This window comes from Pseudoalteromonas sp. bablab_jr010, assembly GCF_016464105.1.
In the GTDB taxonomy this organism is placed as follows: Bacteria; Pseudomonadota; Gammaproteobacteria; order Enterobacterales; family Alteromonadaceae; genus Pseudoalteromonas; species Pseudoalteromonas simplex.
The window spans coordinates 1-14,254 of record NZ_JACDWV010000133.1; the positions used below are offsets into that span (position 1 = coordinate 1).

Consider the following 14,254-nt stretch of genomic DNA (forward strand, 5'->3'; position numbering starts at 1 on the left):
AGTGCCTGTGAAGCGCCCAAAGGGTTGGTTTAAAAGCGATTTATACTGCGTTATTGATTTTAACAATAGAACCACTATTACTTGCAATCAATGCCTTGCCTAAATCGCTTTTAATTCCAACTGAAACTCGCATCTTGAGGTAGTTTGGGTATATTAAACCATTGCGTGTTATGGTAGTTCTAAGTGTTAAAACAGGGATTAAAAATGGACTTACGGTTAATTATAAATGGCAAAAAAGCGGCTGATGAGCAGCTTCGTGACGCCATAGGTCAATTTCGAACTCGTCAGCCACTTGCAGTGCGTGTTACTTATGAAGGCGGTGACATTGAGCGCTTTATTAATGAAGCCGTCGCAGAAGGTGTAAAACGTATTATCGTAGCTGGTGGTGATGGCACCGTTAATGAAGCCGTTAATGTATTAATGAAACTGGAAAAGTCACAACGTTTAGAGCTTGCAATTTTACCTATGGGCACAGCAAATGATTTTGCTACAGCCGCTAATATTCCTCACGGGTACTTGCCAGCACTGAAACTTGCCGCACAGGGTCAGCCGCATGCAATTGATACGGTAGAGGTTGATAAGCGTTATTTTGTGAACGTAGCCAGTGCAGGCTTTGGGGCAAAAATTACCGCAACCACACCGCCAGCACTGAAAAACTTACTCGGTGGTGGGGCGTATACCTTGGCTGGTCTTGTACAAGCGCTGAGTTTTGTACCTTACAGTGGCGAGTTAACGCTGCCTGATGGTGAACGTACTTCGGGCGATATTATTGCCGCTGCCGTATGTAATGGCCGCCAAGCGGGCGGTGGCCAGCCACTTGCGCCACATGCGTACATAAATGATGGCTTGGTTGATTTAGTGGCGTTTACATCATTTGCAATCTCAGATGTACCAGCGGTTATTGAAGAGCTCAGTAATTACCCTAACTCTTCACAACAGTGGGTAAAACGCTTTCAAGTGCCTTGGCTTGAATGGCAAACACAAACAGAAATGCCAATAAACTTAGATGGCGAGCCAATCAGCTCAAAGCAACAGCATTTTAAAGTGCATGCTGGCGCGCTAAACATGGTACTACCAGACGCTTGTCCGATGCTAAGATGAAAAATTTTGATGTTACTCGGTTTACGCTGGTTTTGCTAAGACCGCAATGCTAGATTACTTCTGTAAAAATTAAATTCTCACGCAATGGACTTTAATTTTTAACAGTTTAGGTAATTTGAATGAATCAAACAGTGGAACAAACAATGAAAAAAGTAGGATTAGTCGGTTGGCGGGGCATGGTTGGCTCTGTGTTATTAGAACGTATGCAGCAAGAAAATGATTTTTCTAATATCGACACGACTTTTTTCACCACCTCACAAACCGGTCAATTAGGCCCTGATCTTTCTGGCCCAGCTAAACCGCTTTTAGATGCTAATGATATCGCTGAGCTTGCGAAGATGGACATTATTGTCACTTGCCAAGGCGGTGACTATACCAAAGCCGTTTACCCGCAATTACGTGAATCAGGTTGGCAAGGTTATTGGATTGATGCGGCATCGGCACTGCGTATGAGTGACGACAGTATTATTGTGCTAGACCCAGTAAACAAAGACGTTATCAGTGCAGGCTTAGAGCAAGGTGTTAAAACCTATGTGGGCGGTAACTGTACCGTATCACTTATGCTATTAGCCCTAGGCGGTTTATTTGAACAAGACTTGATTGAATGGGTAAGCCCAATGACATATCAAGCGGCTTCTGGTGCAGGCGCACGCAACATGAAAGAGTTAATTGCGCAAATGGGTGCAATTCACGAAACAGTGGCAGACAAGCTTGCAGATCCAAATGCTGCGATTCTTGAGATTGATAAGTTAGTCACCGAAAAAATTGCCTCAAGCGATTTACCACAAGACCAGTTTGGTGTTCCTCTAGCTGGTAGCCTTATCCCTTGGATTGATGTACCAATGCCAAGCGGTCAAAGTAAAGAAGAGTGGAAAGCGCAAGTTGAAGCGAACAAGATTTTAGGCAGCAGTGAACAACCTATCCCTGTTGATGGCTTATGTGTTCGCATTGGTGCAATGCGTTGTCACTCACAAGCAATGACAATTAAGCTGCGCAAAGACATTAGCGTTGAGCAAATTGAAGAAATTCTTGCTTCTCACAATGAGTGGGTCAAAGTGATCCCGAATGATCGTGACATTACCGCTACAGACTTAACGCCTGTAAAAGTAACTGGCACGCTGTCTATTCCGGTAGGTCGTATTCGTAAATTAGCGATGGGCCCAGAGTATATCAGTGCGTTTACGGTTGGTGACCAACTGTTATGGGGTGCTGCTGAGCCACTGCGTCGCATGTTACGTATTATTGTCGATGGCTAGAACTGGTTTTACTTGGGTATAAAACCTTATTCAACTAACTCAGAGCTTCTGTTGAAAACTCAGCTGATTTTTACTCTGTTTCTAAATTCGCCTCGTATATAGAGGCGAATTTAGTTATTACTCGTGTATGTTATTAAAAACGATATTGAGCAGTGATACTAAAGTTTCTCGGTGCGCCATATTGAAACTGGTTATAAAACCCAATTTGGCTGTAATAACGTTTATCAAATGCGTTCTCTAAATTAGCGCGCAATGTAAGTTGTTCGTTTACGTTGTATCTTGCCATTAGTCGAAAAAGCGCATAACTTTGTTGACTAACCTCAACTGAACTTCTATCAGGCTTAGTGACATTTCTATTGATTTCACTTTGCCAATTAAAACCAGCTCCCAGTTGTAGACCACTTAGTATATTATTTAATTCATAAGTACTGAAAAGCTTTACTTGGTGTTTTGGGCTAGTGGTCGTTATCTTTTCTCCATCAGGGTCTTTTGTTTCAAATTGGCTATATCCAAAATAAACATTCCAATGCTCATTAATTGAACCATTTGCTTCAAATTCGAATCCTTGCGTTTTGGTGCCATCAATACCACGGTAAATAGGCACAGTAGTACCAGGTAATGTTTCTCCTGTTGCTTCGCCAACATTATCTTGACGGATCTCAAACACTGAAAATGAGGTGTCTAGCGCTTCTTCAAATAGGCTTGCTTTAACACCTGCTTCGTAGTTTTTTCCCTTAACAGGATCTAGGTAGCTGCCATCGGATTGAACTCTACTTTGTGGTGTGAAAATATCGGTGTAGTTAGCATACAAAGATACATTTTGCCCAACAGTATAGGTAGCGCCAATGTAACTGGTAAATTCATTATCAACTTCGTAATTATGAATGGTTCCGAAATTGTCTTGCTCAGTTTCCCAATTATCAATCCGTCCGCCTATAACCATTGAAAGCGCGTCAGTTACTTCAATATCAGAAGCAAGATATATTGCTTGTTGCTTTGTTTCTCCCCATGAGCCATACAAGATTTCATCACTCCATTGAGGGGTGGGATAAGTAAAGTTTTTATCTCTAAAATCACCCAAAGGCGGTGCTTCATTTAAAGAGCCATAATATGGGTTGGCAAACTCTTGTTTCTGCTGATTTACACCAATTAGAACTTGTTGAGAACGATCGAGTAACATAAAACGGCCCGATAATTTTAAGTCGTATGTATGTTGAGTGCGATTGCCATCAATAAATGCCAGTGAGCCAGGTATCATTCCTTCATTGGTTATTGGGTCTGGGTTACCTGTTGGCCATAACACATCATATTCTAAATCGTTATCGCCATAGATGTAGCTTGCTTTAACTTGCCAGTCATCACTAAAGTTATGTTCAATCGTGGCAAAGCTGTTCAACGCTTTGGTTTTAGATGATGCCCAGCGAGGAGCAGTTGATGTGTGGTGACTGTAATTAGTTCTATTACCTTGGTTGTCAAATAGCGGTAATCCACCAGACATTGAGCCTTCAGGCTTGGTATCTTGATAATCAGTTCCTAAGGTTAGTAATGTGTCACGACCTAAATCTGCTTCAATAATACCGTAAAGGGTTTGTCTTTGTTGCTCGTAACGATGCTGATAACTTTCGCGATCTTGATATGCTATGACCACTCGACCTCGAACGCTTGCGTCTTGATTAAAACCTCCCGATAAGTCAACAATACCGCGTAACTGTTGCCATGAACCAATACTTAGGCTTACGTTTGCTTGAAATTGTTCTGTCGGACGCTTACGCACTAAATTGATAGCTGCCGATGGACTGCCCGCACCTAACATCAAACCAGTTGCTCCGCGAACAACTTCTATGCGCTGATAAATTGCGCTATCCATTAAGTTGTCACCATAGTTAAAGCGTGTATCGTAGGTTGTCGCCACACCGTCATACAAAATACTACTTACGCCAATACCGCGGGCACTGATTGAGTATCGGTCGTTGTCAGAAGGGCGGGTATTAATCCCCGCTACGCTGTTCATCACTTCAATAACAGAGTTTAGTTGTTGATCTTTTATCGCTTGCTCAGTCACGACTGTGGTTGATTGTGGTGTTTCAAGAAATGATAACTCTAAACCCGTTGCGGTACTCATTTGCTCAACTTTATAGCTTTGAGCATTGTTTTGTTCACCCACGACTGTGAGTACTTCCATATCGTGATGCTTTTTTTGCTCAGCCTGTAAAGATTGACTAAATATCGCTAAACAAGAAAGTGCGACAGGCGTGAGTTTAAAGTAGTTAGTCTTTGTCATTTTTTATCCGTAGTCCTATTACGTCTTTAAATAGTGAGGCCTATGCTTAGGCTATTGTTGTGTCATGTTGAAAGTCATGACGAGTGGAAAATCATGGAGTGGGCTTATGATATCCCCAGCAAAACGGAGGTTTTTCTTTTTAGATAGTTGGAATCATTAATCCATAGATATTGCGGCAGTTTAAAAATTTCCATTGTGTATATCCTTTAACATTGATTTAGTAACCAAGAGATAAGAAGAGTTTTTCTTCAGTCTCCAATTAATTAAAATCCGCAACACCCTGTACCGATTAATGGGAATATACCACTCAATGAACAGTAATGTAAATCATTATCATTTATTGGGTGTGTAGTTAAAAGGCCTTTTGATTTGTTAGTTTTTTCGAATTGGTTAAAGGACATAACATTATTTGTGATTTAAATCGTGGCTAAAGGCTAGTAGAAAACTCTTGATCAATTACAATGTTAGATTCAAGCAATCGGAGCAATTTTTAATAAATTGAGAAAAGCATGCACACACCCAACAAGTGGAAAATGACACCAGAGCGAGTATCGCAGTTTATCAAAACCTACAGCTTTGCATTAATGGTTGATAGTGAGTTTGAGGCAACCCATCTACCATTAGTGTATAAACCCGATGAGGGCGAGTTTGGTACCTTATATGGTCATGTGTCACGGGCTAATCGTCATGGCAAAAGCTTGCAAGATACCCGTGTATTAGTGGTTTTTAATGGCCCACATAGTTATATTTCACCCACTTGGTATAGTGAGAAGCCAGCTGTATCGACCTGGAACTACGCTGCGGTGCATGCCCAAGGCATAGTAGAATACCTTGATGATGACAACACCTTAGCCTGCCTAAATGAGTTAATTAGCCAATACGAGCCAAGTATTTTAAACGACACCAGTTTGTTACCAGCTGATTATCAAGCCAAATTACTGCGTGGCATAGTGGGTATTAAAATCGAACTTGACTCAATTCAGGCAAAAGAGAAGTTAGGCCAGCATAAGTCGGCGGCGGATCAACAAGGTGTTTTAACAGGGTTAAAAGCAGATAAACACCCTGATGCCCAAGCTTTACTTTGCTATATGCTTAAACATGAAGTAGGAATAGGCAGCTAATTTGCATCCAGCAAATGCTGCCAATTGGTTGGAAAGTATCTAGCAATACTTTGTTAAAAGCATGTTAATTACTAAAACTAAAGTTAGTACATTCCACGTGTATGTCAACTAAATGTCATATTTTTAACAGGTAAGTTTTGAGTAAAAGTAAGCATAGGGGTATAAATTTCACGTTAACTTTATGTGGTCAAGCTTGCTTTGCCCCATAAAAATAAACACTTAATTATTTGCTGAACTTCCAAGGCCTCACTATATTTTCTTAAGTGCTTAGTTGGAAGTTGGCTATGAACATTTCAAAAAAATTAAAACTCGCCTTTGCGTCAGCAATTGCGCTGCCGTTGATCATTATTGCTGTGCTTGTAATTACACAAACAAGACAACAAGCCCTCGATAGTTTCGCCGAGCTTAGTCAAAGAGAAGCGAAACAAGTTGATAACGGTATCAGTATGTTTTTTGCTGAAATAGAGAAAAACGTCAATTATCTTGCATCCCATTCCGCTATCTTAGACGCCAAGCAAGGTGTTAAAACCCATATGCAATCACCTAGTGCAGAAAAGCTTGATCATCTAAGTGGTAGTAACATCGAAAAAAACGCCTTTCGTTTATTTGATCACTTTGGTGCCACCCACCCGGGACTTGCTTATATCTATATGGGGAATGAGCAAGGTGGTTATATTCAATGGCCAGAGGGTGAAGTTACAGCGAATTATGACCCAAGAGTAAGGCCTTGGTACGAAACTGGCAAAGCAGCAAATGGTAAAACGGTAAGAACCAATGCCTATTATTGGGCAGCAGATGACATGGTAATTGTTTCTACTGTTAAAGCGATTAAGGAAGCGGGGGAGCTTATTGGTGTACAGGGCATGGATGTATCCTTGCAGGGCCTTACCGATATTATTGCGAACATTAAACTTGGTGAAACTGGCTATTTAATGTTGATTGAAGATAGTGGCAATGTACTCGTTGACGTTAAAAATGCTGATTACAGGTTTAAGCAGCTAGCACAAGTCAATAACGGAAAATACAAACAGCTCGCTGAAAATAATCAGGGTCAATTTGAAATTGACATTAATGGCAAAGATTACTTAGCGAATATTTACACCTCGCAAAAACTAGGCTGGAAATTTATAGGCTTAGTAGAAAAATCTGAAGTAATGAGTGGCGCAAATGCAATGACGATTACTATTTTAGTCATCAGTGCAATCTTGATTGCTGTATTCATTCTTGTAGCTAGCTATATTTCTAAATTAATTTCTGCACCTATTGTTGAAGTGAGTGATGGTCTAACTGAAATATCGCAAGGTGGTGGTGACTTAACAAAGCGGTTAGTGATTAAAACACGCGATGAAACGGCCAAACTGGCTAACAGCTTTAATTTATTTTTGAATTTGATTTCTGATTTAGTCACGCAAATTAATGAGTGTGCGCAAAATGTGAGTGATACCTCGGCGCAAACGTCATCACAAGCAGCGCAATTATCTGGCTCAACATCTCAGCAACAACAAGCCCTCGAAATGGCGGCCACAGCGATTAATGAAATGGCAGCGACAGCCAATGAAGTCTCTGCCAGTTGTGCCAATGCAGCCGAACTTGCATCGCAAACACAACAGGCCTCTGAGCTTGGACAAAGTGTTATATCTAAAACGGTTGATAGCGTTGTATCTCTATCTAAGGTGATCACCAAAGCAACTAAAGATATAAACCAACTCGATGCTGAAAGTGAAAATATCATGTCGATTTTAAGCGTGATAAGAGGCATCGCAGAGCAAACCAATTTGTTAGCTTTAAATGCAGCAATTGAAGCGGCGAGGGCGGGTGAGCATGGTCGAGGTTTTGCAGTTGTCGCAGATGAGGTGCGTGCGTTATCACAAAGAACCTCAGAATCGACAGAAGAAATAGCAAGTCAGTTAGATACGTTGCGCAAGATGTCTGATCAAGTGTCAAAAGAGATGACAACCAGCTTAGATCGCACAAACAAAACAGTGGAGTTAGCCCATTCAGCACAACAGCAATTTAGCGAAATAACAGCGTCTATCGTCAATATCAGCGATTTAAATACACAGATTGCCACTGCAGCTGAAGAGCAACAGCATGTAGCAGAAGACATTAACCGCAATGTTGTTGAAATAAAAAATGCGGCTGATGATGTAAGCGAAATTGCCCATAGTGCCAGAGGCAATGGTGACAAACTAAACCTGTTATCGAAAACTCTAAATGATTTAGTGGGTAAGTTTAAAGTGTAAAATACTCTTTGTTTCATATACTTTGCATGCTTTAATGGAATAAATAACTAAAGCGTGTAACGAATCATTTTGTTATTTGATTAGAGAACACAAGGCACAAAACTCCTATAAAATGGCAAATAATGAAAATAGATAGTGTGAACGCTGAAGATTACCCAGAGCTACTTGCTGTATGGGAAAACTCAGTTCGAGCAACCCATGATTTTATAACAGAAGACGACATCGCTTTTTTTAAGCCAATTATTATCGAGCAAGCGTTTCCGAATGTGACTTTAAAGTGCATTAAGGATGAGCATCAGGCAATTTTAGGCTTTATAGGCGTACATGAATGCAAAATAGAAATGTTGTTCATTTCAGATGCCGCAAGAGGTAAGGGCATAGGTAAAGCACTACTCAACTATGCAGTTGAGCAATTAGCTGCCAACAAAGTGGATGTTAATGAGCAAAACCCACTTGCGGTTGGATTTTATCAACATAGGGGCTTTAAAATTGCCTCACGCTCGCCCTTAGATGATATGGGCAAACCATTCCCAATATTGCACATGGAAATCGTGTAGGAACGGCTTCAGCCGTGAATTTAGATGTTCGGCGTTGAAACGCCTCCTACAAACTCTTACTAAATTTACTGTCGTCACTTATCTTTTGCTTAATTTAATGAACACGATATGCTGAAGCAGCGAATAAAGCATTACATGGGAGTAGCAAATGAATCTCAATCAGGTGACGTTACCTGTAAAGGATATGAATGAAGCGGTGGCTTTTTACTTAACACTAGGAATGATTCAGATAGTGGATACTCCGCATTACGCACGCTTTCAATGCCCTGATGGTGATGCCACATTTTCGCTGTCATTAGAAACTGAAGAATTTAGTAATAGTGCGGTAATATATTTTGAACATGAGCAGCTCGATGAGCTCTATGCAAGCCTTGTTGAAAAAGGCATTCGCTTTGAACAGCCACCTACTGCCCAGCGTTATTTATGGACGGAAGCAATTCTAAAAGACCCATCAGGGAATAAAATTAAATTGTATTGGGCGGGAGAAAACCGCTTAGACCCACCATGGAAGGTAGAAAAGAGAGGATGATATGTAATGAATATTACAGCAAAAGTTACATTCTTATTCTTAGATCGCCCCCCTCATGCATTTAGATATACTGGAAGTGGTTGTTACACTCGAATTTCGTATTTGAACCGTGTTGATACCAGCTGTAGACTTATTTTTGAAGAGGGTAAAGAGTTCTTTGATGGAGAAACTGCTGATATATTTATAGAAGTGTTGGATTCATCTGCTCATCAAGGTATGTATATTGGTATGCCTATTGAATTTTTTATATGTCATACAAAAATAGCAGAAGGCCAGATATCAAGCTTATTTTGAGAGTAATCCATGAATTTAAACAAGTGCTTTGAGGTTAAATGGTGGGCTATATAACATTTATAAATAAATGCACAGGTATTATTGAATTGGGTTTGCTAGAGCATCCAGCTGCTCAAGAACAAGTGAAAGCTATAAAAGAAGAGATTATCGAGTTGGATCGTAAATATTCAGGTTGAGTTCGATTGCAAAAAGCTGCTTCATTTTTATAAATTTAAGTAGAGGCGCTAGGGTCTAGGTCCTAGCGCCTAATAGCTAAAAACAATTATTTAAAAACCTTACTGCTTTTCTTTCAGTAGTTGTTTTAGTTCAGCCATTTCAGCTTGCAGCTGAGCTATTTGCCCTTTGGTTGCGGGCATGTCGGCATCAGATGTTTGCTCTTCACGGGCGTTACGATGCTCTTCAGACATAACTTCTAAAATAGCACCAACCATCATGTTTAAAAATACAAAGGCTGTTAAAAAGATGAAGGTTAGATAAAAAATCCAGCTGAGCTCATATACAGCCATCGTTTCATACATAACATCGGTCCAATCCTCAAACGTGGCAATCCTGAATAGGGTGAGCATAGAAATAGACACATCGCCCCACAGTACTGGGTTGATGTCAGCAAACAGCATGCTACCCATGGCGGCATAAATATAGAAGATCACGAACATGAGCAGGGCAATATAGCCCATTTGTGGAATGGCTTTTAAAAGCGAGTTAACCAGCAGTCTAAGCTCTGGGATCATAGATACAAGTCGCAACACGCGGAAAATACGCAGTAATCGAGCGATAAAAATTGTTGAGCCAGCAGCAGGGTAAAGGCTGCCCACCACGATTATAAAATCGAAGATATTCCAGCCTTTGCTGAAAAAGTCTTTAAAGCCTCGGCTTGCGATAAAGCGGATCACCAGTTCAACTAAAAAGAATACCGTGATACCTAAGTCCATCCAATGTAAGGCAAGCTCAACTGTTGGATGTAACGAATAGGTGTGTGCCCCCACAGTTAGTGCTGAAATAACAATGACAGCAATAACAAATGATTGAAAAATTTTACTTTTATCGATACGCTGAAACAGCTGTTGTAACTGCGACAACATCATATAGAACCCTTTGGTTGTAATATTTAAACCCACGCAATATACAGGAAATTGCAGCACCAATGTATAACTACATGAAGGAAATTTAATGTTTTTTAACGCTTTAAAATTAGCCGTGATTGCAACGCTTGCTGTGGTTGTATCAGCGTGTAGCTCTGATGCCCGTTATCATGAAATTCAATCAGCACGTTTAAGTGAATGCAATTATTTGGCAGATAAAGAATACCATGAGTGTGTTAAACGCCAGCAAGACAGTTACGAAGAATTTAAAAAACAACAAGCAGAACATGACTAAAACAGAAAAGCGTCTAGATAAGACTATTCGAGTTGCTTTAACGCAAGCGTGCGAACTAGCAAAAGAGCACGTACACGAATTTTCATGGTTAACGCATACTGCTGATCTAAAAAAGCTACCGCAATCACTAAAAGTCAGTTGTTATTGTAAAGAGCTGCCGATAACCGCTGAGCAAACCCAGTTAATTAGCAGTCTAATTATCAAAGAATTGAGTGCAAAAGATTTAGCTATCAATGTAAAAGCAATTTCATTTTTAAAGGAATAATAATGTACTTAAATTTAGACCCTAAACAGATGGTTAGATTAAACCTAGCTCTTGCTGTGTTATTTATTTGTGTAGGTGTGTACAGCTTGCAATCAGACTCATTACCTATTTCAAGTTTTACCGGTTTTATATTTGCAATTGCTTTTATGGTGCAAGCCTATCGCTCAACAGAAAAATTTGCAGCCAAAACAGCCCTTAGTAAAACACTCATGACAACAGACACGAGCTTAACGGTTAAGCAGGTTTATTATGGCGAGCAAGAAAAGACTCTTGAATTAAGCCGTATAACGCAACTGAAAGTTGCTGATAACTATTTAGCCGTCATATTAGATAACAACGGCCAAGGTTATGACTTTCAAATAAAAGGTAAAGCTGAAGCCATCACTGAACGTTTAAATGAGATTTTGCCAAAGGCGCTGCTTAAAAACAGCCCAATCAAACAGGTTTAATTTGGTAAGCCAGCTGCAAATGGCTATAATCGGCAAAAATTATTGAAAGAGATATAGCAATGGCAGTGCCTACGCGTTCACAAATTTCAATTGGCTGCGAAGTCAACATTGTATTAAAACAAGATCAACGAACAGGTCAGTTAACTCAAGGTGTGGTATCACGTATTTTAACTAAATCACCAAATCACCCGCATGGTATTAAAGTACAGCTTGATGATGGTCAAGTAGGGCGCGTGAAAGAGATTTTATCATGAGTGTTTTAAGCGAAAGTGAATTTTGGCAACTCGTAACCGCCGAAGATAAAACTGCCGAGCCTGAGTCTGTTTGTAATGCATTAAAAGCAAAGCTTACTGATTTATCTGACCAACAGCTGATGGAATTTGATAAGCAGTTTAACCTATGTATGCGCAAAGCTTATACCTGGGATTTATTTGGCGCTGCATATGTGATGGCCGGATGTAACGACGATTATGGCTTTTCTGAGTTTTTATGTTGGCTTATTTCACGTGGTGAACAGGCTTTTTTGAAAGCGCTTGAAAACCCAGACTCAATTGCTGAGTGTACGCCTGTTTATCATTTAAACGAGCAGCCTTACCCGTATTTAGATGAGTACGATTTAATTGCCGGTATGCTTTACGAAGAGCGTAATGATGACGAATTACCCTTTGTACCATCTGGCCTTGAGCAACCAAAAGGTAAACGCTTTAAAGATAAGGCCAAGTTTTTAAAGCAAACCTATCCAAATTTATACGCCAAATATTGGCAACAACCGAACTAATTAAAAGCACCTAAGGGTGCTTTTTTATGCGCTAATACTTACTTTTCTATAGCTTTCAGAAATTTTTAGTACCTATATTTAATCATTTTGTGGTATCTTATTCACGCTATATTCAGCTAATTTAACAATATAAATCAGCAAGCTAAGTTTAATTAGTTTGCTTAACACATATCAAAGGAAATGACAGTGTCAGAAAACGTATATCAAGCACCAGAAGCAAACCTTGCTACAGCGTCAACAGAAACAACTACCTTAAGCATGAAAGAAATCTTATTTTCTTTTAAAGGACGTATTCCTCGTAAGACTTATTGGTATTCTTTCTTAGGTATTATTGTAGCTTCATTTGTTTTTATGTTCGTAGTTGCATTATTAACAGGTGGTAATGAAACAGCAATCTCTGTAATCACACTCATCTTTTATATCCCGCTTATGTGGGTTTCGCTTGCGGTTCAAGTTAAACGCTGGCACGACCGTAATAAATCAGGTTGGTGGGTACTGATTGGCTTAGTTCCACTGATTGGTGGTATTTGGGCGTTAATCGAAAATGGCTTTTTAGCAGGTGATGAAGCTGAGAACCGTTTCGGTAAACCTACTAGCTTGTAAGCTTTACTGTGTGCTCTGAATATCAGAGCACACAAAACAAACGTGTCTAATGAAGCATTTAACAACGATTCAAATAGCTAGATTTATTATCAGCTTTAGTTGGCTTTATCATGGGCTGATGCCAAAACTAATTCATATTGCTCCTCTTGAATTAAAAATGACGGCCAGTTTTGGTTTTAATGCTGAAATCTCAACGCTCATCACCCGAGCAGCTGGCATAGGTGAAATTATATTTGCCGTGCTGTTCTTTATTTTTTATCGTTCAATCTTTATCAATATTCTCAATATCGCCGCTTTAGTTGGGCTAGCGCTGTTTGTTGCCGTTTTACAACCCGCACTTTTAATCGAAGCGTTTAATCCTGTGACCACAAATCTTGCCATGATCGCCTTTAGTCTTGTACTCATTAAAGAGCAAAAAGCTTTAAACAAAAACACTAGACCGAGTAACAACGCTTAATTTCGTCAATCATGGCATTTGCTAAAGGCGAGCTGGCATTTGTTTTTGAGGTGATCAATACCACAGGAATATCGTAGTGATATTTACTCGGTTGAATAGCTTTAAAAATACCTTTATCGACCCAGAACTGTGCGTAGTGATCGGGTAAATAACCAATAAACTCACCCGATAAAATTAAATGTGCAATACCTTCATCATGATAAGCAACAGCACTATTTTGATAGTTTAAACCGTCGTTTCGGCTTTCTTTATCACGCATGTAGTTACTGGTAATGACTTCGGCTTCTTTAATGAGCTTATCTATTTGTTTGTCTTCACACTCAAATAATGGGTGACCGACTGCGCAATACAAAAAGTTAGTTTCGTTATGTAGGGCTGTGTAATTAAGTCCGCGAATATGATGGCGGCTAACACCAATCCCCACCAACGAGCGGCCATTGGCTACTGCGGTTTCTACCTCTCGTGCCTCGCACACATTAATATCGAACTGAATGTTTTTACCTTTGCCTTTTAATCTTGCTATCGCGCGGGGAATGGCACAACGCGGGTCGCTGACCATGGTATCTATCATGGCAATACTTAAACGTCCCGATAACTCGTTTTTAGAGCTTGCTACGGTATTAGCAAAGGCTTCGCATTGCTGAAGCAGTTCTATCGATGCCTGATAAGTGATGGCGCCAGCGTCTGTAATTTCAAAACCACTGCGGCCACGTTTACATAATTTAATACCAAGCCTTACTTCTAAATCTGATAAATGCGCACTGATGGTGGAGCGGCCAATATTCAAACGTGACTCTGCGGCTGAAAGCCCGCCACACTCAACAATTGCTACAAAAACGCGCAATAAGCGCAGGTCTACGTCATGAACTTGCATAGCTCTTCTTTAAGTTCGATAAATCTGGAATGAATAACGATAATTATGCATTTGTAAAACAACTAGAGC

17 protein-coding genes are annotated in these 14,254 nt (G+C 40.0%); 14 read left to right on the forward strand and 3 right to left on the reverse strand.

All coding sequences use genetic code 11. The features are described from left to right. The first annotated feature begins 204 nt into the window (after positions 1–204). Positions 205–1,101 carry a lipid kinase YegS gene (gene yegS / locus JIG37_RS11510; RefSeq protein ID WP_199529401.1) on the forward strand — a complete coding sequence of 299 codons (897 nt, stop codon included), beginning with the start codon at positions 205–207 and terminating at the stop codon, positions 1,099–1,101. Between the two features lie 119 nt (positions 1,102–1,220). Next, on the forward strand, positions 1,221–2,357 hold the full coding sequence (gene asd / locus JIG37_RS11515) for an aspartate-semialdehyde dehydrogenase (RefSeq protein ID WP_199529402.1): 1,137 nt from the start codon (positions 1,221–1,223) through the stop codon (positions 2,355–2,357). A 133-nt stretch (positions 2,358–2,490) separates the two neighbouring features. Here asd and JIG37_RS11520 read toward each other — a convergent pair whose 3' ends face one another. Beyond that, positions 2,491–4,539, reverse strand: a complete 2,049-nt coding sequence (locus tag JIG37_RS11520) for a TonB-dependent siderophore receptor (RefSeq protein ID WP_244664387.1) — start codon at positions 4,537–4,539, stop codon at positions 2,491–2,493. Between the two features lie 608 nt (positions 4,540–5,147). Here JIG37_RS11520 and JIG37_RS11525 point away from each other — a divergent pair. From JIG37_RS11525 to JIG37_RS11545, 5 genes are all read left to right on the forward strand, one after another. Then, entirely contained in the window at positions 5,148–5,759 is a 612-nt protein-coding gene (locus JIG37_RS11525) for an FMN-binding negative transcriptional regulator (RefSeq protein WP_199529403.1), read from the forward strand. Between the two features lie 284 nt (positions 5,760–6,043). Next, complete coding sequence (locus JIG37_RS11530) at positions 6,044–8,002, forward strand: methyl-accepting chemotaxis protein (protein WP_199529404.1); 1,959 nt, start codon at positions 6,044–6,046, stop codon at positions 8,000–8,002. A 122-nt stretch (positions 8,003–8,124) separates the two neighbouring features. Beyond that, a complete protein-coding gene (locus tag JIG37_RS11535; RefSeq protein WP_199529405.1) occupies positions 8,125–8,559 on the forward strand; it encodes a GNAT family N-acetyltransferase in 435 nt (144 codons plus the stop codon). Positions 8,560–8,707: 148 nt separating this feature from the next. Continuing rightward, positions 8,708–9,088 carry a VOC family protein gene (locus tag JIG37_RS11540; RefSeq protein ID WP_199529406.1) on the forward strand — a complete coding sequence of 127 codons (381 nt, stop codon included), beginning with the start codon at positions 8,708–8,710 and terminating at the stop codon, positions 9,086–9,088. A gap of 6 nt (positions 9,089–9,094) precedes the next feature. Beyond that, positions 9,095–9,382: a hypothetical protein gene (locus tag JIG37_RS11545; protein ID WP_199529407.1), complete on the forward strand. Its 288-nt coding sequence runs from the start codon at positions 9,095–9,097 to the stop codon at positions 9,380–9,382. 275 nt (positions 9,383–9,657) lie between these two features. On the opposite strand, the gene JIG37_RS11550 is transcribed toward JIG37_RS11545, so the two are convergent. Then, positions 9,658–10,464: an ion transporter gene (locus JIG37_RS11550; protein WP_171041553.1), complete on the reverse strand. Its 807-nt coding sequence runs from the start codon at positions 10,462–10,464 to the stop codon at positions 9,658–9,660. Positions 10,465–10,552: 88 nt separating this feature from the next. Between JIG37_RS11550 and JIG37_RS11555 the strand changes: the two genes are divergently transcribed. The 7 genes from JIG37_RS11555 to JIG37_RS11585 all read left to right on the forward strand — a co-directional run bounded on the left by JIG37_RS11555 (position 10,553) and on the right by JIG37_RS11585 (position 13,311). After that, complete coding sequence (locus JIG37_RS11555) at positions 10,553–10,759, forward strand: hypothetical protein (RefSeq protein ID WP_194441059.1); 207 nt, start codon at positions 10,553–10,555, stop codon at positions 10,757–10,759. After that, positions 10,752–11,024 (forward strand): hypothetical protein, encoded by a 273-nt coding sequence (locus JIG37_RS11560; protein ID WP_199529408.1) that lies wholly within the window; start codon positions 10,752–10,754, stop codon positions 11,022–11,024. The genes JIG37_RS11555 and JIG37_RS11560 overlap by 8 nt, the downstream gene beginning before the upstream one ends. 2 nt (positions 11,025–11,026) lie before the next feature. After that, positions 11,027–11,473 (forward strand): hypothetical protein, encoded by a 447-nt coding sequence (locus tag JIG37_RS11565; RefSeq protein WP_194441061.1) that lies wholly within the window; start codon positions 11,027–11,029, stop codon positions 11,471–11,473. 59 nt (positions 11,474–11,532) lie between these two features. Next, a complete protein-coding gene (locus tag JIG37_RS11570) occupies positions 11,533–11,727 on the forward strand; it encodes a YwbE family protein (protein WP_036971837.1) in 195 nt (64 codons plus the stop codon). Then, positions 11,724–12,251 (forward strand): DUF4240 domain-containing protein, encoded by a 528-nt coding sequence (locus JIG37_RS11575; RefSeq protein ID WP_199529409.1) that lies wholly within the window; start codon positions 11,724–11,726, stop codon positions 12,249–12,251. The genes JIG37_RS11570 and JIG37_RS11575 overlap by 4 nt, the downstream gene beginning before the upstream one ends. Before the next feature lie 186 nt (positions 12,252–12,437). Continuing rightward, positions 12,438–12,854 carry a DUF805 domain-containing protein gene (locus tag JIG37_RS11580; protein WP_138599969.1) on the forward strand — a complete coding sequence of 139 codons (417 nt, stop codon included), beginning with the start codon at positions 12,438–12,440 and terminating at the stop codon, positions 12,852–12,854. A gap of 49 nt (positions 12,855–12,903) precedes the next feature. Next, positions 12,904–13,311 carry a DoxX-like family protein gene (locus JIG37_RS11585; protein ID WP_054552088.1) on the forward strand — a complete coding sequence of 136 codons (408 nt, stop codon included), beginning with the start codon at positions 12,904–12,906 and terminating at the stop codon, positions 13,309–13,311. Here JIG37_RS11585 and JIG37_RS11590 read toward each other — a convergent pair. Continuing rightward, on the reverse strand, positions 13,289–14,185 hold the full coding sequence (locus JIG37_RS11590; RefSeq protein ID WP_054552089.1) for a LysR family transcriptional regulator: 897 nt from the start codon (positions 14,183–14,185) through the stop codon (positions 13,289–13,291). The genes JIG37_RS11585 and JIG37_RS11590 overlap by 23 nt on opposite strands. Positions 14,186–14,254: the final 69 nt, after the last annotated feature.

Excerpts from the sequence above, each read along its gene's own strand:
- JIG37_RS11535 (WP_199529405.1), top strand. The coding sequence starts at position 8,125 with ATGAAAATAGATAGTGTGAACGCTGAAGATTACCCAGAGCTACTTGCT.
- asd (WP_199529402.1), top strand. The coding sequence starts at position 1,221 with ATGAATCAAACAGTGGAACAAACAATGAAAAAAGTAGGATTAGTCGGT.
- yegS (WP_199529401.1), top strand. The coding sequence starts at position 205 with ATGGACTTACGGTTAATTATAAATGGCAAAAAAGCGGCTGATGAGCAG.
- JIG37_RS11570 (WP_036971837.1), top strand. The coding sequence starts at position 11,533 with ATGGCAGTGCCTACGCGTTCACAAATTTCAATTGGCTGCGAAGTCAAC.
- JIG37_RS11520 (WP_244664387.1), bottom strand. The coding sequence starts at position 4,539 with ATGGAAGTACTCACAGTCGTGGGTGAACAAAACAATGCTCAAAGCTAT.
- JIG37_RS11545 (WP_199529407.1), top strand. The coding sequence starts at position 9,095 with ATGAATATTACAGCAAAAGTTACATTCTTATTCTTAGATCGCCCCCCT.
- JIG37_RS11555 (WP_194441059.1), top strand. The coding sequence starts at position 10,553 with ATGTTTTTTAACGCTTTAAAATTAGCCGTGATTGCAACGCTTGCTGTG.
- JIG37_RS11560 (WP_199529408.1), top strand. The coding sequence starts at position 10,752 with ATGACTAAAACAGAAAAGCGTCTAGATAAGACTATTCGAGTTGCTTTA.
- JIG37_RS11585 (WP_054552088.1), top strand. The coding sequence starts at position 12,904 with ATGAAGCATTTAACAACGATTCAAATAGCTAGATTTATTATCAGCTTT.
- JIG37_RS11565 (WP_194441061.1), top strand. The coding sequence starts at position 11,027 with ATGTACTTAAATTTAGACCCTAAACAGATGGTTAGATTAAACCTAGCT.
- JIG37_RS11525 (WP_199529403.1), top strand. The coding sequence starts at position 5,148 with ATGCACACACCCAACAAGTGGAAAATGACACCAGAGCGAGTATCGCAG.
- JIG37_RS11530 (WP_199529404.1), top strand. The coding sequence starts at position 6,044 with ATGAACATTTCAAAAAAATTAAAACTCGCCTTTGCGTCAGCAATTGCG.
- JIG37_RS11550 (WP_171041553.1), bottom strand. The coding sequence starts at position 10,464 with ATGTTGTCGCAGTTACAACAGCTGTTTCAGCGTATCGATAAAAGTAAA.
- JIG37_RS11590 (WP_054552089.1), bottom strand. The coding sequence starts at position 14,185 with ATGCAAGTTCATGACGTAGACCTGCGCTTATTGCGCGTTTTTGTAGCA.
- JIG37_RS11540 (WP_199529406.1), top strand. The coding sequence starts at position 8,708 with ATGAATCTCAATCAGGTGACGTTACCTGTAAAGGATATGAATGAAGCG.
- JIG37_RS11575 (WP_199529409.1), top strand. The coding sequence starts at position 11,724 with ATGAGTGTTTTAAGCGAAAGTGAATTTTGGCAACTCGTAACCGCCGAA.